General features: G+C 73.1%; 22 protein-coding genes and 1 pseudogene. 10 read left to right on the forward strand and 13 right to left on the reverse strand.

Features of this window, described 5'->3' with window-relative positions:
• Together F4692_RS05765 and F4692_RS05770 are read right to left on the reverse strand one after the other, a co-directional pair.
• Entirely contained in the window at positions 1-456 is a 456-nt protein-coding gene (locus tag F4692_RS05765; RefSeq protein WP_179618631.1) for a RidA family protein, read from the reverse strand.
• A gap of 1 nt (position 457) precedes the next feature.
• Positions 458-610 carry a Sp36 family protein gene (locus tag F4692_RS05770; RefSeq protein WP_168218378.1) on the reverse strand — a complete coding sequence of 51 codons (153 nt, stop codon included), beginning with the start codon at positions 608-610 and terminating at the stop codon, positions 458-460.
• Between the two features lie 82 nt (positions 611-692).
• On the opposite strand from F4692_RS05770, the gene F4692_RS05775 reads away from it, so the two are divergent.
• Positions 693-1,856 (forward strand): sensor histidine kinase, encoded by a 1,164-nt coding sequence (locus F4692_RS05775; RefSeq protein ID WP_218858158.1) that lies wholly within the window; start codon positions 693-695, stop codon positions 1,854-1,856.
• Complete coding sequence (locus tag F4692_RS05780; RefSeq protein WP_308645171.1) at positions 1,853-2,542, forward strand: response regulator; 690 nt, start codon at positions 1,853-1,855, stop codon at positions 2,540-2,542. Before F4692_RS05775 ends, F4692_RS05780 begins: the two co-directional genes overlap by 4 nt.
• Positions 2,543-2,565: 23 nt before the next feature.
• Here the strand turns inward: F4692_RS05780 and F4692_RS05785 are convergent, their stop codons facing one another.
• Positions 2,566-3,270, reverse strand: a complete 705-nt coding sequence (locus F4692_RS05785) for a TetR/AcrR family transcriptional regulator (protein WP_179618632.1) — start codon at positions 3,268-3,270, stop codon at positions 2,566-2,568.
• Positions 3,271-3,353: 83 nt separating this feature from the next.
• On the opposite strand from F4692_RS05785, the gene F4692_RS05790 reads away from it, so the two are divergent.
• The 4 genes from F4692_RS05790 to F4692_RS20670 all read left to right on the forward strand — a co-directional run bounded on the left by F4692_RS05790 (position 3,354) and on the right by F4692_RS20670 (position 7,719).
• Positions 3,354-4,202: an NmrA family NAD(P)-binding protein gene (locus tag F4692_RS05790; protein ID WP_179618633.1), complete on the forward strand. Its 849-nt coding sequence runs from the start codon at positions 3,354-3,356 to the stop codon at positions 4,200-4,202.
• Between the two features lie 129 nt (positions 4,203-4,331).
• On the forward strand, positions 4,332-5,078 hold the full coding sequence (locus tag F4692_RS05795) for an ABC transporter ATP-binding protein (protein ID WP_179618634.1): 747 nt from the start codon (positions 4,332-4,334) through the stop codon (positions 5,076-5,078).
• Positions 5,078-7,492 carry an ABC transporter permease gene (locus tag F4692_RS05800; RefSeq protein WP_179618635.1) on the forward strand — a complete coding sequence of 805 codons (2,415 nt, stop codon included), beginning with the start codon at positions 5,078-5,080 and terminating at the stop codon, positions 7,490-7,492. The genes F4692_RS05795 and F4692_RS05800 overlap by 1 nt, the downstream gene beginning before the upstream one ends.
• Positions 7,493-7,521: 29 nt before the next feature.
• Positions 7,522-7,719: a response regulator transcription factor gene (locus tag F4692_RS20670; protein WP_218858159.1), complete on the forward strand. Its 198-nt coding sequence runs from the start codon at positions 7,522-7,524 to the stop codon at positions 7,717-7,719.
• A 3-nt stretch (positions 7,720-7,722) separates the two neighbouring features.
• Here F4692_RS20670 and F4692_RS21015 read toward each other — a convergent pair.
• Positions 7,723-8,190 (reverse strand): annotated as a pseudogene (locus tag F4692_RS21015) (GAF domain-containing protein); the annotation flags it as partial.
• 186 nt (positions 8,191-8,376) lie between these two features.
• Between F4692_RS21015 and F4692_RS05810 the strand changes: the two are divergent.
• Entirely contained in the window at positions 8,377-8,772 is a 396-nt protein-coding gene (locus tag F4692_RS05810; protein WP_179618637.1) for a low affinity iron permease family protein, read from the forward strand.
• A gap of 14 nt (positions 8,773-8,786) precedes the next feature.
• Here F4692_RS05810 and F4692_RS05815 read toward each other — a convergent pair whose 3' ends face one another.
• On the reverse strand, positions 8,787-9,821 hold the full coding sequence (locus F4692_RS05815) for an LLM class flavin-dependent oxidoreductase (RefSeq protein WP_179618638.1): 1,035 nt from the start codon (positions 9,819-9,821) through the stop codon (positions 8,787-8,789).
• An 87-nt stretch (positions 9,822-9,908) separates the two neighbouring features.
• Between F4692_RS05815 and F4692_RS05820 the strand changes: the two genes are divergently transcribed.
• A complete protein-coding gene (locus F4692_RS05820; protein ID WP_179618639.1) occupies positions 9,909-11,351 on the forward strand; it encodes an MFS transporter in 1,443 nt (480 codons plus the stop codon).
• Between the two features lie 71 nt (positions 11,352-11,422).
• Here F4692_RS05820 and F4692_RS05825 read toward each other — a convergent pair whose 3' ends face one another.
• The 7 genes from F4692_RS05825 to F4692_RS05855 all read right to left on the reverse strand — a co-directional run bounded on the left by F4692_RS05825 (position 11,423) and on the right by F4692_RS05855 (position 18,889).
• Positions 11,423-12,508 carry an alkene reductase gene (locus F4692_RS05825; protein WP_179618640.1) on the reverse strand — a complete coding sequence of 362 codons (1,086 nt, stop codon included), beginning with the start codon at positions 12,506-12,508 and terminating at the stop codon, positions 11,423-11,425.
• A 114-nt stretch (positions 12,509-12,622) separates the two neighbouring features.
• Positions 12,623-13,672, reverse strand: a complete 1,050-nt coding sequence (locus F4692_RS05830; RefSeq protein WP_179618641.1) for an aldo/keto reductase — start codon at positions 13,670-13,672, stop codon at positions 12,623-12,625.
• A complete protein-coding gene (locus tag F4692_RS05835) occupies positions 13,669-15,012 on the reverse strand; it encodes an LLM class flavin-dependent oxidoreductase (RefSeq protein WP_179618642.1) in 1,344 nt (447 codons plus the stop codon). The genes F4692_RS05830 and F4692_RS05835 overlap by 4 nt, the downstream gene beginning before the upstream one ends.
• Complete coding sequence (locus tag F4692_RS05840; RefSeq protein WP_179618643.1) at positions 15,009-15,827, reverse strand: ABC transporter ATP-binding protein; 819 nt, start codon at positions 15,825-15,827, stop codon at positions 15,009-15,011. The genes F4692_RS05835 and F4692_RS05840 overlap by 4 nt, the downstream gene beginning before the upstream one ends.
• Positions 15,803-16,657 carry an ABC transporter permease gene (locus F4692_RS05845; protein ID WP_179618644.1) on the reverse strand — a complete coding sequence of 285 codons (855 nt, stop codon included), beginning with the start codon at positions 16,655-16,657 and terminating at the stop codon, positions 15,803-15,805. Before F4692_RS05845 ends, F4692_RS05840 begins: the two co-directional genes overlap by 25 nt.
• Positions 16,654-17,724, reverse strand: coding sequence for an ABC transporter substrate-binding protein (locus F4692_RS05850; RefSeq protein ID WP_179618645.1), 1,071 nt, complete (start codon positions 17,722-17,724; stop codon positions 16,654-16,656). The genes F4692_RS05845 and F4692_RS05850 overlap by 4 nt, the downstream gene beginning before the upstream one ends.
• 106 nt (positions 17,725-17,830) lie before the next feature.
• A complete protein-coding gene (locus F4692_RS05855; RefSeq protein WP_179618646.1) occupies positions 17,831-18,889 on the reverse strand; it encodes an LLM class flavin-dependent oxidoreductase in 1,059 nt (352 codons plus the stop codon).
• A gap of 202 nt (positions 18,890-19,091) precedes the next feature.
• Here F4692_RS05855 and F4692_RS05860 point away from each other — a divergent pair, with 202 nt between their 5' ends.
• Entirely contained in the window at positions 19,092-19,493 is a 402-nt protein-coding gene (locus tag F4692_RS05860) for a VOC family protein (protein ID WP_179618647.1), read from the forward strand.
• 117 nt (positions 19,494-19,610) lie between these two features.
• Positions 19,611-20,195: a collagen-like triple helix repeat-containing protein gene (locus tag F4692_RS05865; protein WP_179618648.1), complete on the forward strand. Its 585-nt coding sequence runs from the start codon at positions 19,611-19,613 to the stop codon at positions 20,193-20,195.
• Positions 20,196-20,226: 31 nt separating this feature from the next.
• On the opposite strand, the gene F4692_RS05870 is transcribed toward F4692_RS05865, so the two are convergent.
• Positions 20,227-20,904 carry a 50S ribosomal protein L11 methyltransferase gene (locus F4692_RS05870; protein WP_179618649.1) on the reverse strand — a complete coding sequence of 226 codons (678 nt, stop codon included), beginning with the start codon at positions 20,902-20,904 and terminating at the stop codon, positions 20,227-20,229.
• Positions 20,905-20,933: the final 29 nt, after the last annotated feature.

Genomic DNA, 20,933 nt, shown 5'->3' on the forward strand with positions numbered 1-20,933 from the left:
TCAGACCTCGACGATGATCTCGACCTCGACCGGGACGTCGAGCGGGAGGACGCTCACGCCCACGGCGGAGCGGGCGTGCTTGCCGGCGTCGCCGAAGACCTCGCCGAGCAACTCGGAGGCGCCGTTGGCGACCTTGGGCTGGCCGGTGAAGTCGGGCGCGGAGGCGACGAAGACGACGACCTTGACCACGCGCTTCACGTCGTCGAGGGAGCCGATCTCGGCCTTAACCGCGGCGAGCGCGTTGAGGGCGCACTGGCGCGCGCACGCGTAGCCCTGCTCCTCGGTGACCTCGGCGCCGAGCTTGCCGACCGCGATCATCTCGCCGTTGCTCGCGGGGAGCTGGCCGGCGGTGAAGACGAGGTTCCCGGTGCGGGCGGTCGGCTGGTAGGCCGCGACCGGCGGGACGACGTCGGGGACGGTGATGCCCAGCTCGGCGAGGCGCGCCTCCGCACCCATGTCAGGCCTTCGGCTTCTTGAGGAAGGCCACCAGGCCACCCTGGGCGTTGGTGTGGATCGCCACCAGCTCCCAGCCGTCCTGACCGAAGTTGTTGAGCATCAGCGCTTCGTTGTGGAGCGGAATCGGCGCCACCTGGTATTCCCACTGGGTCATGGGTCGCACCCTACTCGGGCACGACGGGCGTCCTCCTGCGGGCGGACGTGCGGGCCGGCGGTCCCCGTCTATCGTCCGCACCATGGCCAACCCGACCGACCAGCAGCCGTGGCGCCTCGGCCCGCGCGCGCGGCGATGGCTGGACCGTGCGCTCGTCGGGTTCGTGCTCCTCGTCGGCGGGATGGGCCACTTCCTCGCGGGGCAGCTCCCGGCGATGGTCTTCACGGCCGCGGAGGCGTTGCCGCTGCTGTGGCGCCGGAGCCGCCCGTGGCCCGCCTTCCTCGCGGTCGCCCTCGCGTCCGCGCTCCAGGCCGCGGCGTACGACCAGCCGACGGTCGGCCAGCTCGCCTTCCCGGTCGCCGTCTACTCGGTCGCGCGGTGGTCGCCGCGCTGGCAGGGCATCGCTGCGCTGCTCGTCGGGTACGCCGGCGCGCTGGTGGCCGCCGCGCGCTGGATGTACGGCCTCGGCGCGGGGGAGGTGACCGCCGCGAACCTGGTCCCCTACACCGTCACCATCGGCGCGATCGTCACCGCCGCGTGGGCACTGGGGTTCGCCGCGCAGTCGCGGGAGAAGTACGTCGCCTCGCTGGTCGCGCGTGCCGAGCAGGCCGAGCGGATGGCCGAGCGCGAGGTGGAGCTCGCCGCGCGCGACGAGCGCTCGCGGATCGCCCGCGAGATGCACGACGTCGTCGCCCACGGCCTGTCGGTGATCGTGGTACAGGCCGACGGCGCGCGGTACGCCGCGGCCAAGGACCCGGACGTCGCCGTCGGCACGCTCGAGACGATCTCGTCCACCGGGCGCGCGGCGCTGACCGAGATGCGGCGCCTCCTCGGGCTGCTCCGCGACGGCGACACCGGGGTGGCCCCGCAACCCGGGCTGGCGGACGTACGCCACCTCGTCGACGAGGCGCGCGCCGCCGGCACCCGGGTCGAGGCGGACCTGCCGGAGCCGGCCCCGGACGTGCCGGGCGGCGTCGGGCTGGCGGCGTACCGGATCGTGCAGGAGTCGCTCACCAACGTCCGCAAGCACGCCGGACCCGAGGCGCGCGTCAGCGTCCGGGTGCGGGTAGGCCGGGAGGTCGAGGTGGAGGTGCGCGACGACGGGCGGGGCGCGGCCGCCCACTCCGACGGACGCGGCCTCGGCCTGGCCGGCATGCGCGAGCGCGCCGCCGTGCACGGCGGGGCGCTGGACGCCGGGCCCGTGACGGGCGGCGGGTTCGCGGTGTCTGCGAGGCTGCCGCTGTGAGCGCAGACCTCCCCGAGACGACGGCCGGGCCGATCCGGGTCTTCCTCGTCGACGACCAGCAGATGGTGCGCGCCGGCTTCCGGATGCTCGTCGAGAGCCAGGACGACATGGTCGTCGTGGGCGAGGCGGGCGACGGCGGGGAAGCGCTGGAGAAGCTCGGCGTCACCACGGCCGACGTGGTGCTGATGGACGTGCGCATGCCGCGCCTCGACGGCGTCGAGACGACCCGGCGGCTGCTCGCGACCGCCGACGCGCCGCGGGTCATCGTGCTGACGACCTTCGACCTCGACGAGTACGCCTTCGCCGCGATCCGCGCCGGCGCCTCGGCGTTCCTGCTCAAGGACGCCGCCCCGCCCGACCTGCTCGGCGCCATCCGGGCCGTACGCGCCGGCGACGCGGTCGTCGCGCCCAGCACCACGCGCCGACTGCTCGACCACTTCGCCGCACTGCCCGACCCGGCCGCGCCCGCCACCTCCGACGACCGGATCGCGCTCCTGACCGAGCGGGAGGTCGAGGTGCTGACCCTGATCGCGCGCGGCCTCACCAACACCGAGATCGCGGCCGAGCTGGTCGTGGCCGAGACCACCGTGAAGACCCACGTCGGGCGGATCCTCGCCAAGACCGGGTCGCGGGACCGGGTCCAGCTGGTGGTGCTCGGCTACGAGGCGGGGCTGGTCCGGGCCTGAGGTGGTGCGGGGGGGTGCACAGCTCACCCCGCGGCGACCCGGTCGAGCCACTCCGCCAGCAGCCGGCGCTCGGCGGCGCTGAGCACCTCGAGGTCGGGCGCGACCGCGCGCAGGGCGACCGCGGCGGAGACGGGGCCGGCGGGCACACCGCCCGGGTCGTCGACGAGGATCGCCGCCAGGACAGCCTCCATCATCGCCTCTGCGAGGTCGGGGTCGCGCGTCTGCTCGGGCGTCGCGAGCAGGACGTGGATCGCACCGGTGCCGGCGGCCTGGATGAGGTCGACGGCGTGCGGCTCGGGCACCCGCAGCAGCCCGGCCACGGCCAGCCGGTGGACGCGCGATGCCAGGACCTCCCGCCCCGCGCGCGCGGCCGGCGACCCGGCCGCGCGGTCGGGATCGCTGAGGAGCCGGTGCACCGCGGGGTTGGCCAGCCCGAACTCGACCTGCCGCCGCCAGCTCGACCGCAGGTCCTCGAGCGGGTCGACGTCGGCGGCTTCGGCAGCCGCCATCGCGCGGGACTTCCCGACGACGAACGACGTCATCACGTGCTCGGCCACGGCCTCCAGGAGGCCGTCCTTGTCGCCGAAGAGGCGGTAGATCGTCGGGGCCTGCACCCCGGCCCGCTCGGCCACCCGGCGTGTGGTCATCGCCGCCGGGCCACCGTCGCGGAGGAGGTGGACCGCCGCCTCCAGGATGGCCTGGCGGGTGTCTGTCCGGGGTGGCGTCACGGACCAAGGATAACGAGATCTTGATATCGCCGAGAACACCTCGCTACGGTGGCGTTATCGCTGATAACAGAAAGGACATATCAATGATCATCGTCACCGGCGCCACCGGCGCCCTCAACGGCGCGACCGTCGACCACCTCCTCGAGCACGTCGCGCCTGCGGACGTCGCCGTCGTCACGCGCGACGTCGCGAAGGCCGAGCGGTTCTCCCGACGCGGCGTGGAGGTCCGCCAGGGCGACTACGCCGACCCAGGCGGGCTCCCCGAGGCGTACGCCGGAGCCGACCAGCTGCTGCTCGTCTCCTCCAACGACCCCGCGGGCGACCACGTCGCCCTGCACCGCAACGCCATCGAGGCTGCGGTGACCGCGGGAGTCGGCCGGATCCTCTACACCAGCCACCAGGGCGCGGCGCCCGACAACCCGTTCCACCCCGGCACCACCCACTACGCGACCGAGCAGCTGCTGGCAGGCTCCGGCGTCGCGTGGACCTCGTTGCGCAACGGGTTCTACGCCCACAGCCTGCAGTGGATGGCCGGCCCATGGCGCAAGACCGGCGTGATCACGGTTCCCGGGGACGGACCCGTCTCGTGGACCGCCCGGGAGGACGCCGCAGAGGCCGTCGCCGTGATCCTGCTGTCGGACGGGGCACACGACGGTCCCACCACCCTGACCGCACCGACCGCCCCCACCTTTGCGGAGCTGGCCGTGACGGCTTCCGAGATCGCAGGACGGACGATCACGTGCGAGGTCGTGGACGAGGAGTCCTGGCGGCAGGCGCAGGCCGCGGCGGGCGCCCCGGAGGGGATGACCGCATTCCTCCTCGGCTTCTACCGGGCGGCCCGCGAGGGCTTCTTCGCCGGCACCGACCCCCTCCTCGGCGACCTGCTCGGTCGCGAGCCCCGCACGGCCCGGGACGCGCTCGCCGCCACCTGAGCAGGTCGGAGCGAGGCGTCAGGTCCTCCTGTGGTCGTACGCCCGCGCCCGGCGTACGCCCGCCGACCGACGCGCGGTCCGTGCCGCGGGCCGACGATCGGGGGTCCGCCGACGACGAACGTTGTCCCCATGACGACGACCTCCCTCCAGGCCCGCACCGCGGCGAGTGCCCGCGGCCTCACCCGCACCTACGGCAGCGGCGACAACACCGTCCACGCCCTCCGTGGCGTCGACCTCGACCTGCCGGCCGGTCGCTTCACCGCGATCATGGGCCCGAGCGGCTCGGGCAAGTCGACCCTCATGCACTGCCTGGCCGGCCTCGACGCCGCGACCGAGGGCAGCGTGAGCGTGGCGGGGCGCGACCTCGCCGGCCTCGACGACACCGCGCTGACGCTCTTCCGCCGCGAGCACATCGGCTTCGTGTTCCAGGCCTTCAACCTGCTGCCGATGCTGACCGCCGGGCAGAACATCCTCCTCCCGCTCGAGCTCGCCGGCCGCGAGGTCGACCGCGAGCGCTACGAGCAGGTGGTCGGCGTGCTCGGTCTCGCCGACCGGCTCGGCCACCTGCCCAGCCAGCTCTCCGGTGGCCAGCAGCAGCGCGTCGCGATCGCCCGCGCGCTGGTCACGCGACCCGACATCGTCTTCGCCGACGAGCCCACCGGCAACCTCGACAGCGAGGCCAGCGCCGAGGTCCTCGGACACCTGCGCCGCTCGGTGCGCGAGCTCGGCATGACGGTCGTGATGGTCACCCACGAGCTCGACGCGGCGGCGTACGCGGACGACGTCGTCGTGATCCACGACGGCGCCGTGACCGCCCACCTCGCCGACCCGTCGCAGGACGCGCTCGTCGCCGCCCTGCGGGGACGGAGGGCCTGATGCGCACCGTGCTCCTGGCCTCGATGAGGCACCACACGCGCAGGTACGTCGCCGCGTCCTTGGCGGTCGTGATCGGCGTCGCGTTCGTGGTGGTGACCGGCGTGCTCACCGGCGCGACCCGGTCCGGCCTCACGGCAGACGCCGGCGCCCCCGTCGCGGGGGTCGACCACGTCGTGACCATGCCCGGCGACCGGGAGGTGACCCGGCTGATGGAGGCCGCCGCCGAGGGCGGCTTCCCGGCGATGGCGGTCGGCTACGCGATGGAACCGGTCTTCCGCGACGGCATCCAGCTCACGCAGTCCGCCGACGTCTCGGAGGTGTCGCTCGACCCGGCCCTGCAGTGGCAGACGTTGGAGGACGGGCGCTACCCAGCCTCGGCCGACGAGGCGCTGGCCGACCTCAACCGCGCCAAGAGCAGCGGCGTCTCGATCGGCGACGTCGTCCGCATCGGCAGCGGCGACGACGCCGCCGACGTCGAGGTCGTCGGCCTGGTCGACAGCCCCTCCGTGGGAGGGGCGTCGCTCTACGTCCCGTGGCAGACGCTGCAGCGCTTCGACGGGACCCTCTGGGTCAGCGCCGTCGCGTGGGGCGGCAGCACGGCTGCGGCCGGGGAGCTCGCACCCGGCGCGAGCGTCGAGACGTCGGCGGACTGGATCGCGGCCCAGCAGGCCGAGATCTCCCGCGGCGTCGACATCATCGCGATCCTGGCGCTGCTCTTCGTTGCCATCGCCCTCTTCGTCGGCGCCCTCGTCATCGCCAACACCTTCGCCATCCTGTTCGCGCAGCGGATGCGCGACTTCGCCCTGCTGCGCTGCGTCGGCGTCACGAAGCGCCAGCTGCGGCGCGCGGTCCGTCTCGAGGCGCTGGCCCTCGGCCTGGTCGCCTCCACGCTGGGGCTGCTCGTCGGCGGTGCGCTCGGCGTCGCCCTCGTCGGCCTCGTCGGGGTGTGGTTCGACGACATGGGCGGCGCGTCGCTCAGCCCGCTGTGGGCCGGTGCCGCGTTCGCGGTCGGCGTGCTCGTCACCGTCGGCGCCGCGTGGCTGCCGACCCGCGCGGCCACGAGGGTCGCGCCCCTGGCTGCCCTGCGCCCCGACACGGGGGTGGACGTACGCACCGCCGCGGGCCGCTGGCGACTCGTGCTGGCGCTCGCCACGCTCGTCGGCGGGTCCGCCCTGCTCGCGGTGTCCGTCGCGACGACCACCGTCCCGGTGATGCTGGCCGGCGGAGCGCTGGCCTTCGTCGGCGTGCTCCTGCTCGGCCCGGTGCTCGTGCCTGCCCTCGTCCGCCTGGTCGGCGGCCTCGCCGGCCGCGGTCCGGTGCGCCGGCTCGCCACGGGCAACGCCGTGCGCAACCCCCGGCGTACCGCCACGACCGCGGCGTCGCTGCTCGTCGGCGTCACCCTCACCACGGCGGTGCTGACCGGGCTGGCGTCCTCGCGGACGGCGATCGACCGCGACATGGACGAGTCGTACCCGCTCGACGCGACCGTCACCGCGATCGACGCTCCCCTCCCCGCGGACCTCGCGGAGCGGGTCGCGGCCGTCGACGGGGTCGACGACGCCGTCGCCCTCGACGGCACCCTGGCCTCCGTCCGGGAGCAGTCCGTGCCGCTGGTGGCGCTGGGCTCGCAGCCCGGCGTGGTCCGGGGCGACAGGAGGCTGACCACGCCGGACGGAGTGGTCCGGCTGTCGTACGACCTCGTCGAGGCGCTCCCGCGTGCGGTGGCGGAGCGTGTCTGGGCGGACCGCGAGCTCACGGTCGTGACGGGTGGGCGCGAGCGCACGCTCCGGGTGCGTACGGGCAGCGGCTGGGGTCAGGCGGGCATCGTGTCGCCCGCGACGCTGGCCGCCCTCGACCCGGCGCCGCAGCCGCTCGCGGTGTGGGTGCGCGCCGCCGAGGGCACCGACGCCGAGGACCTGTCGGGCGACCTCGCCGCTCTGGCCGGAGCGGCCGGGGCGGACCTCGGCGGCGGGTACGGCAACCGCAGCTGGGTCTACCTCCAGGTCGACATCATGACCGGCGCCGTGGTCGGCCTGCTCGCCATCGCGATCGTCATCGCGCTCGTCGGGATCGCCAACACGCTCGGCCTGTCGGTGCTCGAGCGCGGCCGGGAGAACGCCCTGCTGCGCGCGATGGGCCTGACCCGCACGCAGCTGCGCCGCTCGATGGCGGCCGAGGGCCTGCTGCTGTCGACGGTCGCGACGCTGCTGGGCACGGCGATCGGGATCGTGTTCGCCTGGGTGGGCGTGCAGGTGATGGTGGGAGCGGTGGTCGACGACGTCGGGATCACCGTCCCGGTGTGGCAGGTCGCGGCGGTCGCGGTGACCGCGTCGCTCGCGGGGCTCGCGGCCTGCGTCGTGCCGGCCCGGAAGGCCGCGCGGGTCACCCCGGCCGCGGGGCTGGCGCTCGACTAGGGGCGCTGGGGACCGGCACTGGGAACGGGATGTGGCCGCTTCAGTGGGGAAATGGTCGGGCGGTCCGGTCGGCGGGGCGCAGCAACGGCCAGATCGCCCAGCAGCTCTTCCTGTCACCCAAGACGATCCGCAACAACATCACGAGCATCCTGGCCAAGCTCCAGGCCACCGACCGGGCCGACGTGATCATCCGCGCGCGGGACGCCGGGCTGGAACGCGACGGCTGAGGAGGCGTGCGCCGCCAGCACGAGGGCGTCGGCGACGTGGCGCACGTCGAAGGCGCCCGGGGTGAAGGAGTAGAGGTGCAGTGCGCCGAGGACGACCCCGTCCACCTGCAACCGCAGACCCAGGCAGGCTCGGACGTCGAGGACGGCGGCGGCGTCCCCGGTCCACGGCGTCCGGACCTCGCGCGAGACGTCCGCGACGTTCACGACGTCACCGCTGGTGCGCAGGGTGTCCGGCGCAGGGCCGACGGCCAGCCAGCCCTGGAGCTCGTCGATCAGCGGGACGGTGCGGTGGCACGCCGCGTACGACTGGCGCCCGTCCTCGTCGCTCACGCGGATCGCGGCGACGTCGCACGGCCCGACCACCTGGGTGGCCCACTGGACCAGGTGCCGCAGCGTGCGCTGCCGGTCCGCGTCGACCACGACGCGATGCTCGACCGTGGCCATCTCGCTCGTGACGTCGTTGCTGACCATGGTTCCCCCCGGACGTGCCTGCGCCTCTGCACGCCGAGTCGCGCACTGTCTCCGGCGTCGAGGACCTGATCGCCGCCGGTACTGGTCTTCGCAGCGACCAACGTGGCGGATGGGGCCAGGTCACGGCGGTCTGGACCAGCACGTGTCGCGGGCGATCGGGAGGGCCGTACGTCTAGATTCCCGATCATGGACCGCAGCGAGGCCGCCGAGAGCCGCGAGAAGAAGGACGGGCTCGACCCGTTCGAGAAGTTCGTCGAGCTCGCCACCCGGGCGATCAGCCGCCCGCCGTTCTTCGCTGTGGTCATGGCGGTCGTCGTGCTGTGGGCGGCGAGCTTCCCGCTCTGGAAGACGACGACCAAGTGGGAGCTGGCGATCCACACCTTCGGCGCGGTGCTGTCGCTGCTGCTCCTGGTGCTGCTGGAGAACGCCGGGCGCCGCAACAACGAGGCGATGCACGAGAAGCTCAACGTGATGGCCGAGGCGCTCGCGTCGCTGATGGAGTCACGCGCCGCCGACGACCCGAAGCTCATGGAGGCCGTCGACGACCTCCGCGAGGCCGTCGGGCTCGAGGAGCGCCACTAGCCGTACGGCCGGGCTCAGCCCGCGAGCAGCCGCAGCGTGGTCTCGCGGTGCGGTGAGGTGCGTACGTCCGTCCCGGACGCCGCGCCCGCCACGGGGTGCACCATCACCTCGTCGACGTCGTGCTCGGCGGCGAGCTTGTCGAGCTGCTCGCGCGCCTGGTCGGCGGAGCCCACGATCCAGCGACCGAGCATGGCGTTGCCGAAGGCCTTCTGCTCCGGCGTCATCTCGACCGCCTCGGCGTCCTCGACGAGCCGCTGCGGGTGCAACGGCGCACCGGTGCGCAGCGCGATCATCTGCTGCACGTTGGGCAGCGCCTGGCGACGTGCCTCCTCCTCGGTCTCCGCGACGACGGCGTTGACGGTGAGGAAGGTCCGCGGCTCGGGGTACTCCGGCGACGGCCGGTACGACGAGCGGTAGAGGTCCAGCGCGACGCCGGTCCCCTCGCCCGAGAAGTGGTGGGCGAAGACGTAGGGCAGGCCCTTCTCGGCCGCGAGCCGCGCGGAGTAGTCCGACGACCCGAGCAGCCACATGTCCGCGATCGAGCGGGCCGCCGGCGTGGCCCGCAGCGGCTGGCGGCGCGGGCCCACCTGGAGCTCGACGCCCTCGGTGGTCATCAGCGTGCGGATGTCCTCGACGTAGTCGGGGAACTTCGTCACGGCCTCGTCGGCCGACTCGGCGCTGCCGCCGCGCAGGACGTACCGGGTGAGCGGGTCGGTGCCGGGCGCGCGCCCGATGCCGAGGTCGATCCGTCCGGGGAAGGCGGCCTCGAGGAGGGCGAACTGCTCGGCCACGACCAGCGGCGCGTGGTTGGGCAGCATCACGCCGCCCGAGCCGACCTTGATCCGCTCGGTCGCGGCGGCGAGCATCGCGATCAGGACCGGCGGGTTGGTGGCTGCGACGGCCGGCATGTTGTGGTGCTCGGCGACCCAGTAGCGGCGGTAGCCGAGCCCGTCGGCCACCTGCGCGAGGCTGCGGGACGCAGCGATCGCGTCGCCGGTGGTCTGGTCGCTGCGGACGGGCACGAGGTCGAGCACGGAGAGGGCGGTCACTATCGGCTCAGCGTCGTCGGCGCCCCGTCTATTCCGATCGGGGCTCGGATTGACCTCAGGTGCACCTGAGGTCCTACCGTCGTGCCAGTGAGCACCAGCACCACCCCCAGCACGCCGGCGAGCGACCCGCGCGAGCGCATCCTCTCCCCGGCCTACGCCGCGACAACCGTCGGTCTGTTCTCGCTCATCGCCTTCGCCGCGTTCGAGGCGATGGCGGTGACCACCGTGATGCCGACGGTCGCGCGCAGCCTCGACGGGTTCGACTACTACGCGCTGTCCTTCGCCGCACCGTTCGCCAGCGGCGTGGTCGGCATGGTGGCGGCGGGCATGTGGTCCGACCGGCGCGGCCCGCTCGTGCCGCTGCTGGGCTCGATGGTCACCTTCTCCGTGGGACTGGCGATCTGCGGCACCGCGGTGACGATGGAGGTCCTCGTCGTCGGCCGGGTGGTGCAGGGCCTCGGCAGCGGGGCGCTGGTCGTCGCCGCCTACGTGCTCGTCGGGCTCGTCTACCCCCCGCGCCTCCAGGGCTCGATCTTCGCCGCGTTCGCCGCCGCGTGGGTGCTGCCCGCGCTCTTCGGGCCGGGCCTCGCGGCCCTCGTCGCCTCGACCCTCGGCTGGCGGTGGGTCTTCCTCGGCATCGTCGTGCTCGTCGCCGTGGCCGCCGTGCTGGTGACCCCGACCGCCCGCCGCCAACCCGCGCCCGAGAGCCCGACGGCGACCCCGCGCTCGCGTCTCGCCTGGGCGGTCCTGGCCGCGGCCGCGGTGCTCGCCCTCGAGCTCCTCGGCTCCGGGACGGGACTCACCCTGGCCGCCGCAGCGCTCGCGTTCGTGCTGGTCGTCGTGGGCGTGCGGCCGCTGCTGCCGGCCGGCACGCTGACCGGTCGCCCGGGGCTGCCGTCGGTGATCGCGACCCGCGGCCTGCTGGCGGCCTCGTTCTTCTGCGCGGAGGCCTACATCGTCTACGTCCTGCAGGAGCGGTGGGACCTCACGCCCGGCCAGGCCGGCATCGCCCTGACCTGCGTCGGCGTGGTCTGGGCGACGTCCAGCCAGGCGTCGTCCCGCCTCGGCGAGCGCGTCGCGCACGGCACCGCGTTCCGGTTCGGCACCAGCGTCGTCCTGGTCGGGGTCGCTGCGATCGCGCTGCTGGTGTGGCTGCGCTCGCGCGGCGCCGACGTGCCCGCCCTCGCGCCGATCGTGGCCTACGTCTTCGCCAGCATCGGCATGGGGTTCGCCTACCCCCGCACCGGGGTGTCCATGCTGGCCTCGGCGACCGACGAGGACCGAGGCTTCAACTCCGCGGCCCTCACCGTCGCGGACTCGCTCGGCGCGGCGCTCGCCCTGTCGGTCAGCGGGATCGTGTACGCCGCGGCCGCGCGCGGCGGCCTGGACCCGTTCCCCGTGGTCTACGCCCTCGCCGTCGCGATCGGCGTCCTCGGGGTGGTGGCCGGCGCCCGGGCCGGGACGTCAACCGGGGTATCTAGGGACGACATGGGAGCTGAGACGCCCCTCGGACAACCAGATCGTCCCTAGATACCCCGCCACACGCCGCCACGCGCCGCCACACGCCACCACGCGCCGCCATCAGAGCCGCGGCGGAGTGCTCAGGTCCGGTCGAGCGTCGGGTAGTCGGTGTAGCCCTCCGCGCCGCCGCCGTAGAACGTGTCGGGGTTCGGCTCGTTGAGCTCGGCACCGGTGCGCCAGCGCTCGGCGAGGTCGGGGTTGGCGAGGAACGGACGCCCCACGACGACGGCGTCGGCCAGACCGGTCTCGAGCAGCTGCTCGACCGTCGCGAGCGTCGTGACCTCACCGAAGCCGTCGTTGAGCAGCACCACGCCGTCGAAGCGCCCGCGCAGGTCGCGCACCAGGGACTCGAGCGGCTCCAGAGGGCTGGCCAGCAGGCTCAGGTAGGCCAGGTCGAGCGGCGCGACGGCGTCGACGACGGCGCGGTACGTCTCGGTCAGGTCGCTGGTGATCTTCTCGCCGATGCCGGCGACCTGGTGGCCCGGGCTGAGCCGCAGGCCGACCCGCTCGGCGCCGATCGCCTCGGTGACCGCGGTGACGACCTCGACGACGAAGCGTGCCCGGTTCTCCGGGGAGCCGCCGTAGACGTCGTCGCGCAGGTTGACCGTCGGGTCCAGGAACTGGTGCAGGAGGTAGCCGTTGGCTGCGTGCACCTCGACCCCGTCGAGCCCGGCGGCGATCGCGTTGCGGGCGGCGGTGACGAAGTCGGCCACCAGTCCGACCACCTCGTCGGTCTCCACGGCGCGCGGCACGTCGTGGGGCTTGGTGCCGTCGGCGGTCACCATCTCGCCGGGCGCCTGCACGGCGCTCGGGGCGACGGTCTCGGCACCGTCCTTGTTGTCAGCGTGGGCGATCCGCCCGGCGTGCATGAGCTGCGCGACGATCACGCCGTCGCGGGCGTGGACCGCCTCGGCGACCGTGCGCCAGCCGGCGACCTGCTCGTCGGTGTAGAGACCGGGGACGTCGAGGTAGCCCTGACCGACCTGGCTCGGGGCGGTCCCCTCGGTGATGATCAGCCCGGCGCCGGCGCGCTGGGCGTAGTACTCGGCGTTGAGGGCGGTCGGGGTGTGGCCCGCACCCGCGCGGTTGCGGGTCAGCGGCGCCATCACGAAGCGCTGCGGCAGCTTCCAGGGACCGACGGCGAGGGGCTCGAATGCACGGCTCATGGGGATCGGGGGCTCCATCTGGTTGAGGTCTGTACGACCGACCTCAGCCTCCGGAGCCCCCGCGATGTTCCCCGGCGAGACCCACCTCACACGCGGCCCCGCCCCTTCAGGCGTTCACCGCCGCCGGAACGACGCCTCCACGAGGGCGGGCGGGGCGTACCCCTTGTCCGCCTCGTTGAGGGTGGTGCCGGGCGGCACGATCTCGTCGATCCGGTCGAGCACGTCGGCCGGGAGGACGACCTTCTCCACGCCGAGCTGAGACTCGAGCTGCTCCAGGGTGCGCGGTCCGATGATCGCCGACGACACCGCCGGGTGGGCGAGCACGAAGCCGAGCGCGAGGTGGATCAGCGACAGGCCCGCCTCGTCGGCGAGCTCCTGGAGGGCGTGCACCGCCTCGAGCTTGACCTTGTTCTCCGGGCTGCTCGGGTCGTGCCGCGCGGGCTGGCGCTCCAAGCGGCTCGAGGTGACGGCCGGGTCCTCGCCGCGGCGGTAGCGGCCCGAGAGCCACCCCCCGGCGAGCGGGCTCCACGGCAGCACGCCGAGGCCGTACTTCTGCGCGGTCGGCAGGATGTCGCGCTCCACCTCGCGGGCGAGGATCGAGTACGGCGGCTGTTCGGTGACCGGGCGCTCGCGCTGGCGCTTCTCGGCGACCCACTGGGCCTCGACGACCTGCGATGGCAGGAAGGTCGAGGTGCCGATGTAGCGGACCTTGCCCTGGCGGACCAGGTCGGTCAGCGCGCCCAGGGTCTCGTCGATGTCGACCTCGGGCCGCGGCCGGTGGACCTGGTAGAGGTCGATGTGGTCGGTCTGCAGCCGGCGCAGCGAGTCCTCGACCTCACGGATGATCCAGCGGCGCGAGTTGCCGGCCCGGTTGGGGTCCTCGTCGTGCATGTTGCCGTGGAACTTCGTGGCGAGGATGACGTCGTCGCGGCTGCCGCTGCGGGCCTGCAGTGCCTTGCCGACGATCTCCTCGGACTCGCCGCGGGCATAGACGTCGGCGGTGTCGATGACGTTGATGCCGGCGTCGAGCGCGCGGTGGATGATGGCGATCGACGCGTCGTGGTCGGGGTTGCCCCACGCGCCGAACATCATCGCGCCGAGGGTCAGCGGGCTGACCTGGACGCCGGTGCGACCCAGCGGTCGGTAGTGCTCGAACGAGGTCATGCGGATTCCTTTGCGTGCGTCGGGGCGTACTGGCTGGCGGGGCGCTCGAGGCCGAGGTGGTCGCGCAGCGTGCGTCCTGTGTACTCCGTGCGGAACAGCCCGCGCCGGCGCAGGATCGGCACGACCTCCTCGATGAAGACCTCGATGCCGCCCGGCAGCCACGGCGGCATCACGTTGAAGCCGTCGGCGGCGCCGTGCTCGGCCCACTCCTCGATGGTGTCGGCGACCTGGTCCGGCGTGCCGGTGACGACGCGGTGCCCGCGGGCCCCGGCGAGGCGGTGGCACAGCTGGCGCAGCGTCGGGTCCTCGCGCTCGACGATGTCGAGCACGAGCTGGAAGCGGCTGCCCTCGCTGCGCTCCTCGTCGGTGTCGATGATCTCGCGCGGGAACGGACCGTCGAGGTCGTACGACGACAGGTCGACGCCGGTGAGCCGGTTGAGCTGGGCGAGGGAGTACTCCGGCTGGGTGAGCTCGTTGAAGCGGTCGTGCAGCTCCTCGGCCTCCTTCGCCGTCGAGGCGATGAACGGGCTGATGCCCGGGAGGACCTTGAGGCCGCGCGGGTCGCGACCCTGGGCCTGCGCCCGTTGCTTGATGTCGGCGTAGAACTCCTGCGCCGACCCGAGCGTCTGGTGCGCGGTGAAGATCGCCTCGGCCCAGCGGGCGGCGAACGCCCGGCCGTCCTCCGACGACCCGGCCTGCACGTAGACCGGCCGGCCCTGGGGCGAGCGCGGGGCGTTGAGCGGCCCGCGGACCTTGAAGAAGCGCCCGGAGTGGTCGACGCGGTGGATCTTGTCGACGTCGGCGAAGACCCCGGACTCCCGGTCGGCGACGACGGCGTCGTCCTCCCAGCTGTCCCAGAGCTTGGTGATGACCTCGACGTACTCCTCGGCGCGGGCGTACCGGTCGCGGTGCAGCGGGTGCGCGTCGAGGCCGAAGTTGAGCGCGGCGTTCGCCGCTCCGGTCGTCACGATGTTCCACCCCGCACGCCCCTTGCTGAGGTGGTCGAGGGAGGAGAGCTGGCGGGCGAGGTTGTACGGCTCGGTGTAGGTCGTCGACGCCGTGCCGATCACGCCGATCCGCTCGGTCGCCGCGACGATCGCCGTCATCACGGTGATCGGCTCGAGGCGGAAGCGCGCGGCGTACTGGATGTTCTCCGCCAGCGACGGCCCGTCGGCGAAGAACACAGCGTCGAACTTCGCGGCCTCGGCCCGCTGGGCGAGCTCCTGGTAGTAGGTGATGTCGAGGATCCGGTCGGTCTCGCTGTCAGGGTGCCGCCAGGCGGCCTCGTGGTGGCCGTCGGGGTAGATGAACAGGTTGAGGTGAAGCTGTTTGCCCGTCATGAGGCCGCCCGCTCGTCGAGGTGGGCGTGGTCGGTGGCGGAGTGCCGGCCCGGTACGGCGTCGTGGTCGTCCTCGACGCCCAGCTCGGACAGCAGCTCGGCGCGCAGCCGGGCGAAGGCCGGGTCGGCCTGCGAGCGACGGGTGCCGAGGTCGATTCGGGCGTCGTGGCGCACGACGCCGTCGTCGAGCACGATCACCCGGTCGGCCAGGACGATCGCCTCGTCGACGTCGTGGGTGACGAGCAGGACGGCCGGCTGGTGCACCTCGCAGAGCTTGCGCAGCAGCGTGTGCATCCGGATCCGGGTGAGGGCGTCGAGCGCGCCGAACGGCTCGTCGGCCAGCAGCAGCTGCGGGTCGCGTACGAGCGAGCGGGCCAGCGACGCGCGCTGCTGCTCACCCCCGGAGAGCTCGTGCGGCCAGGCCTTCTCTCGGCCGGCGAGGCCGACCTCGGCCAGGGTCTCCGACCCCCGGAGCGCGGCGTCGGAGGACCGGAGGCCGAGGGTGACGTTGTCGAGGAGCCGCTTCCACGGCAGCAGCCGGGAGTCCTGGAAGACCACCGACACCCGCTCGGGGACCTCGATCCGGCCGGTGCCGTCGACCCCGCGATCGAGGCCGGCGAGGGCGCGGAGCAGGGTGCTCTTGCCGGAGCCGCTGCGGCCCAGCAGGGCCACGAACTCGCCGGGCGCGATCTCGAGGTCGAGGCCGTTGAGCACGCCGCCCGCCTTGTTGAAGCTGCGGTGCAGGTCCTTGACGCGGACCGCGGCCCGCGGCTGGTGGGACGTCTGCGTGGTCAGCTGGCCAGGGTGCGTCGCCATGACAGGGCCTTCCTCTCGATGAAGCGGACGATCGCGTCGGCGGTGACGCCGAGCAGGGCGTAGACGACCAGGCCGACGACGATGATGTCGGTCTGGCCGTAGTTGGACGCGAGCGTGATCATGTGGCCGATCCCGCTCGTGGCGTTGATGACCTCGACGACGACCAGCGCGAGCAGGGACGAGGTCACCGCGAAGCGCATGCCGAGGAGGAAGCCGGGCATCGCGCCGGGCAGCACCACGTGGCGGACGAACTCGCCGCGGGTGACGCCGAGCGTCTCGGCGAGCTCGGCGTACCTGCCCTCGATCGAGCGCAGGCCGTTGTGGGTGTGGATGTAGACGGGCACGAAGACCGCCAGCGCGATGGTGATGACCTTCATCGGCTCGCCGATGCCGAGCCACAGGATCAGCAGCGGGATCAGGGCGAGCGTCGGGATCGAGCGCTTGACCTGGATCGGCCCGTCGATGAGCGCCTCACCGAGCCTGGAGAGCCCCGAGACGAGCGCCAGGACGGTGCCGACGGCGACACCGAGCCCGAGGCCGAGCGCCGCACGGATGCCCGAGGTCAGGAGGCTCTCCTGCAGGCGCCCGTTCTCGACGAGCGTGCCGGCCGTCTCGACGACGGTCCACGGCTCGGTGAGCGTGCGCGGGTCGAGGAGCCCGGTGGCCGAGCCCACGACCCACGCAGCCAGGAGCGCGGCGATGCCGATGAGCCCGCCGAAGCGGATCGGGGCGCCCGGTCCGAGCCGGCGGCGCGTGGGGCGTACGTCCTCCACCGCGTCTGCGGTGAACGAGCGCGTGGGCGCGGTGGTGCTGCTGGTCATGGTCGTCATGAGCCCTCCACCGCGGCCGCGATGGCCTTCTCGAAGCGGCGGTCGTAGAGCGTCTCGACGTCGAGCGGCTCCTGGTCCTGCTCCTTGACGAGGGTGTCGACCGTGATCTGGTGACGGGCGATGAAGTCGTCCCAGCTGGTCGGCACGGTGAACTGGCCGAGCGCGTCGACGACGTACTGCGCGTCCTCGGGCGAGAGGCCCTCGTGGTCGACGTAGTAGGCCCGCGCGAACTCGTCGGGGTGCTCGGAGATCCACTGCTGGGCCTGGGCCCAGGCGGCGACGTACTCCTTGATGGCCGCCGCCTTGTCGGCGTCCTCGAGGACGGTGGTCGGCGCGTAGAGCGTCCACGCGTCGTCGCGCACGCCGGGCGCGATGGTGCTGGCGCCGTCCTGCTCGTACTTCGCGAGGTAGGTCTTGACCAGCGTCTGGCCGAGCGGCGCGACGTCGACCTGCTTGCTCGCGAGGGCGACCGAGAAGGCGTCGTCGACGCTCTGCATCTCGACGAACTCGACGTCGTCCTGCGTCAGTCCGGCCTCGCGGAGCACGTTGAGCACCAGCGCGCCCTGGGCCTGGCCCGGGCTGTAGGCGATCTTCTTGCCCTTCAGGTCCTCGATCGACTGCACGTCGACGCCCGGCGCGATGCCGAGCTCGTAGGTCGGGTGCTCGTCGGGGTCGACGGTCTCGCGTGCGGCCACGATGCGGACGTCGGTGCCGGTCCAGTGCGCGAAGAGCGGCGGGATGTCGGCGACCGAGCCGATGTCGATCGCGTCGGCCCGGAAGGCCTCCAGCGTCTTGGGGCCGCCGGTGACGTTGGCCCACTCGACGTCGATGTCGAGGTCGTCGATGAGGCCGGAGGTCTCCAGTGCGACCTGGGTGGCGGGGTCGCCGACGCGCAGGACGGTGCCGTCGGCGGGCTTGTCGGGGAGCGCGGCGCTCAGCTCGAGCTTCGGCCCGGCCTCGCTGCCCCCGCAGGCGGACAGGCCGGCGACCAGGACGCCGACGGTGGTCAGCAGGGTGGCGCGCGCGAGCGGGCGACGGATCAGGCGGTCGAGCCCTCGTCGTGGCATGGGGGAGTCTCCGTTCTCGGGGTGAGGTTCCAAAGTACTGTAATCGAGTCGACTTTATTGAGTATGTGGTGCTGCGAGTTCCCTCCCCCCCGCCCGCACGTCCCTGTCAGCCGCGGAGCAGCGGCAGGAGCGAGTCGCCAACGCGGACGATCTCCTGCTCGTAGGGGGTGTCGCTGAGCACGAAGTGCGTCACCCCGAGGTCGGCGTACCTGCGCAGCGCCTTGGCCACGTCGCCCGGGGACCCGACGAGCCAGGTCGTGCCCGCCCCGCCGCCCCCGACTCGGCCGGGAGCGGTGTAGAGGCAGTCGTCGAGGACGTCGCCCTGCTCGGCGAGGTCGAGCAGGCGCTGCTGGCCGACCGCGACGCGCCGCCCGGGATCCGCGGTCCACTCGTGCTGGCCCTGGGCCATCGCCGCGACCTTGGCCTCGGCGTCGGCCCACGCCTCCTCGGTGGTCTCGCGCACGAGGGTGGTGATGCGCAGGCCGTACTCCAGCGGCGGGAGGTCGCGGTCGAGCTCGGCGCTGAGCCGGCGCAGGTGGTCGATGCGTGCGGCGACGCCGTCGAGCGGCTCGCCCCAGAAGAGCTGGACATCGGCCTCGGCCGCCGCGGTGCGCTGCGCGGCCTCGGACGCGCCGCCGAAGTAGAGCGTCGGGTGCGGGCGGCCCTCGCGGGCGACGGGCTTGTGCTCGAGCGTGGCGCCCTGCGCCGCGTAGTGCTCGCCCTCGAACGTGATGTCGTCCTCGGTCCAGTAGCGGCGGACGAGCCGCATGAACTCGCGCGTACGGGCGTAGCGCTGCGCCTGGTCACCCTCGTCGTCGCCGTACTGCGGCTGGTGGTCGGGGCCGCTCACGATGTTGACCTTCACCCGGCCCCCGGAGAGCTGGTCGAGCGTGGCCGCGGACGAGGCGAAGTGGGCCGGCGTCCAGTAGCCGGGCCGGATCGCGATGAGCGGGTTGAACGTCGTCGTCGCGGCGGCCAGCGCGGTCGAGACCGTGAACGTGTCCGGGCGCTTCCAGCCCGTGCCGATGAGGGCGCCGCCCCAGCCGTGGCCCTCGGTCAGCCGGGCGAGGTGGACCAGGCGCTCCAGGCTGTTGTGGCCTGCGACGGTGTCGTCGAGGCGGTGGCCCGGCGTCACCTGGTTGGGGATGTACCAGAGGAACTCCATCTCGCTTCTTTCTACTTATTGTCGAGTGGGTTACTACAGATAGCACGCCTCCGGGGTCCAGCCCCGCAAGCCGGGCCGCATGGCGGACAGCCCCACCCAAGGTGGTCGAGTAGCCGCGAGCGCCAGCGAGCGGCGTATCGAGACCCACAATCCGACCCCACAGCGGTCACCACCTGACCTGAATGCCCCCTACCGTCAGACCATGGACATGAAGCTCGAGCTGGTGATGGTGCCCGTGACAGATGTCGACCGGGCCAAGGAGTTCTACGAGAAGGTCGGCTTCGTCGCCGACCACGACCAGACCGTGAGCGACGATGTGCGCTTCGTGCAGCTGACCCCTCCGGGCTCGGCGTGCTCGATCGCCATCGGTCGCGGCCTCACCCGCATGGAGCCGGGCTCACTCGACAACATGCAGATGGTCATCGCCGACGCCGACGCGACCCACGCCGACCTCGTCGCGCGCGGCATCGAGGTGAGCGACGTCGATGAGCTGGCCTGGGGCCGCTTCGTCTTCTTCGCCGACCCCGACGGCAACGGCTGGGCGCTTCAGCAGCTGCCCGACTGGTCGCAGGGCGCGGGTGGCGAGGGGTACGACGCGGGCTAGGCATCGCAGCCGGGCCGATGTGGCGCGTCGCGCCGGAATGACCGAGTTGGGCGATGGCGTACGGGCGCCCGTGGCGGTTGGGTCGACCTACCGACCCCTCGACCACCGGAGCCCACGATGCGCCTCTCTCGGAAGACCACGACCTCCACGACGTCCGTCGTCACCGCCGCACTCCTCCTGGCGCTCGTCGCCGCCGCGACCGTGGCCGTCGGCTCCGCCACCGGCGCAGGGCGTACGCCCTCCTCCCTCACCGCGTGCGCGGCGAAGGACGGCGGGTCACTGCGCCTCGTCGCGAAGAAGAAGGCGTGCCGCCCCGACGAGCGGCCGGTGACGTGGGGCAAGCGCGGCCCCCGGGGCGCGCCCGGGACGAACGGGGTCGACGGGACCAACGGCGCCGTCGGCCCCCAGGGACCGGCTGGGGCGCCGGGGATGTCCGGCTACCAGGTCGTGGAGGAGCTCACCCCGGTGAACGGCTTCCTGTTCGGCACCTTCTACGCCACGTGTCCCGCGGGGAAGCGGGTCGTCGGTGGCGGCGCCACGGCTGTCACCGAGGAGGGAATCGAGCAGGCGACCGACACCTTCACGGTCCTGTCCCAGTCCCCCACGGCGGACGGGCGGCGGTACTACGCAGGGGTCTACAACACCGGGACCGTCGTCAAACGCTTCGTGGTCCGCGCGATCTGCGTGTCCGCGACGACCTGACGGCGGCACGGACGGCCGGCCCGTCCGCTGGTCACCCCGCCTCGCGGGCCTGGAAGTCCCAAACCGCGACGTGGCCCAACGCACCGGTGAGCGTCACCCAGGAGGCGTGCATCGGCAGCTCCTCGCGTCGGACCAGGCGGGGTTCGCTCCAGCGCTCGGAGTCTCGCCGCGCGGTGCCGACGGACAGCACGTCGGCGGCGGTGGTGCGGACCACGCGGGTGCGTGCGTGCTCCATCACCAGGCGCAGGGTGGCGAGTCCGTCCTCGCCGCCGCCCTCGTGGAGGTGGCGTTGGTCGGGTTCGACCGCCTGGAGGATCCGGGTCGGCCGCTGCGGCGGGTTGACCGCGAGCAGATCTGCGGGGACCTCGCCGAGCGAGGTGAAGTCGAGCACCTGCGTCGCGAGCCGCCGGGAGCCTTCCCGCCCCATCACGGATGCGACGTTGTCGGCGGTCGCCCGGGCGGCAGCCGGGTCGTTGTCGATGGCGATGACCTGCTCGGCCCCGGCGGCGAGTGCCGCGATCGTGATGAGGCCGGCCCCGCTCCCGGCATCGATGACGGTGAGGCCCTCGACGTCGACCATGGTCGCGGCCAGGAGCGCGGAGAACCGCGAGGGGCTGTGCACGCCGTCGAGCGCCGTGAGCTGCTGGCCGAGGGCGTACCACTCGCGCCACTCCGTGCGGGAGATCGGGACGTGGTCGGTCGACGTCATGCGTGGTCCTTCGGGTCGGCGGGGTCGTG

This window comes from Nocardioides cavernae (assembly GCF_013410035.1).
Classification (GTDB): Bacteria; Actinomycetota; Actinomycetes; order Propionibacteriales; family Nocardioidaceae; genus Nocardioides; species Nocardioides cavernae_A.

Bases quoted from the DNA above. Each gene is read 5' to 3' on its own strand.
- F4692_RS05800 (WP_179618635.1), top strand. From the start codon at position 5,078: ATGCGCACCGTGCTCCTGGCCTCGATGAGGCACCACACGCGCAGGTAC.
- F4692_RS05790 (WP_179618633.1), top strand. From the start codon at position 3,354: ATGATCATCGTCACCGGCGCCACCGGCGCCCTCAACGGCGCGACCGTC.
- F4692_RS05830 (WP_179618641.1), bottom strand. From the start codon at position 13,672: ATGACCTCGTTCGAGCACTACCGACCGCTGGGTCGCACCGGCGTCCAG.
- F4692_RS05765 (WP_179618631.1), bottom strand. From the start codon at position 456: ATGGGTGCGGAGGCGCGCCTCGCCGAGCTGGGCATCACCGTCCCCGAC.
- F4692_RS05870 (WP_179618649.1), bottom strand. From the start codon at position 20,904: ATGACGTCGACCGACCACGTCCCGATCTCCCGCACGGAGTGGCGCGAG.
- F4692_RS05845 (WP_179618644.1), bottom strand. From the start codon at position 16,657: ATGACGACCATGACCAGCAGCACCACCGCGCCCACGCGCTCGTTCACC.
- F4692_RS05795 (WP_179618634.1), top strand. From the start codon at position 4,332: ATGACGACGACCTCCCTCCAGGCCCGCACCGCGGCGAGTGCCCGCGGC.
- F4692_RS05810 (WP_179618637.1), top strand. From the start codon at position 8,377: ATGGACCGCAGCGAGGCCGCCGAGAGCCGCGAGAAGAAGGACGGGCTC.
- F4692_RS05825 (WP_179618640.1), bottom strand. From the start codon at position 12,508: ATGAGCCGTGCATTCGAGCCCCTCGCCGTCGGTCCCTGGAAGCTGCCG.
- F4692_RS05855 (WP_179618646.1), bottom strand. From the start codon at position 18,889: ATGGAGTTCCTCTGGTACATCCCCAACCAGGTGACGCCGGGCCACCGC.
- F4692_RS20670 (WP_218858159.1), top strand. From the start codon at position 7,522: ATGTGGCCGCTTCAGTGGGGAAATGGTCGGGCGGTCCGGTCGGCGGGG.
- F4692_RS05840 (WP_179618643.1), bottom strand. From the start codon at position 15,827: ATGGCGACGCACCCTGGCCAGCTGACCACGCAGACGTCCCACCAGCCG.
- F4692_RS05835 (WP_179618642.1), bottom strand. From the start codon at position 15,012: ATGACGGGCAAACAGCTTCACCTCAACCTGTTCATCTACCCCGACGGC.
- F4692_RS05865 (WP_179618648.1), top strand. From the start codon at position 19,611: ATGCGCCTCTCTCGGAAGACCACGACCTCCACGACGTCCGTCGTCACC.
- F4692_RS05775 (WP_218858158.1), top strand. From the start codon at position 693: ATGGCCAACCCGACCGACCAGCAGCCGTGGCGCCTCGGCCCGCGCGCG.
- F4692_RS05860 (WP_179618647.1), top strand. From the start codon at position 19,092: ATGGACATGAAGCTCGAGCTGGTGATGGTGCCCGTGACAGATGTCGAC.
- F4692_RS05770 (WP_168218378.1), bottom strand. From the start codon at position 610: ATGACCCAGTGGGAATACCAGGTGGCGCCGATTCCGCTCCACAACGAA.
- F4692_RS05850 (WP_179618645.1), bottom strand. From the start codon at position 17,724: ATGCCACGACGAGGGCTCGACCGCCTGATCCGTCGCCCGCTCGCGCGC.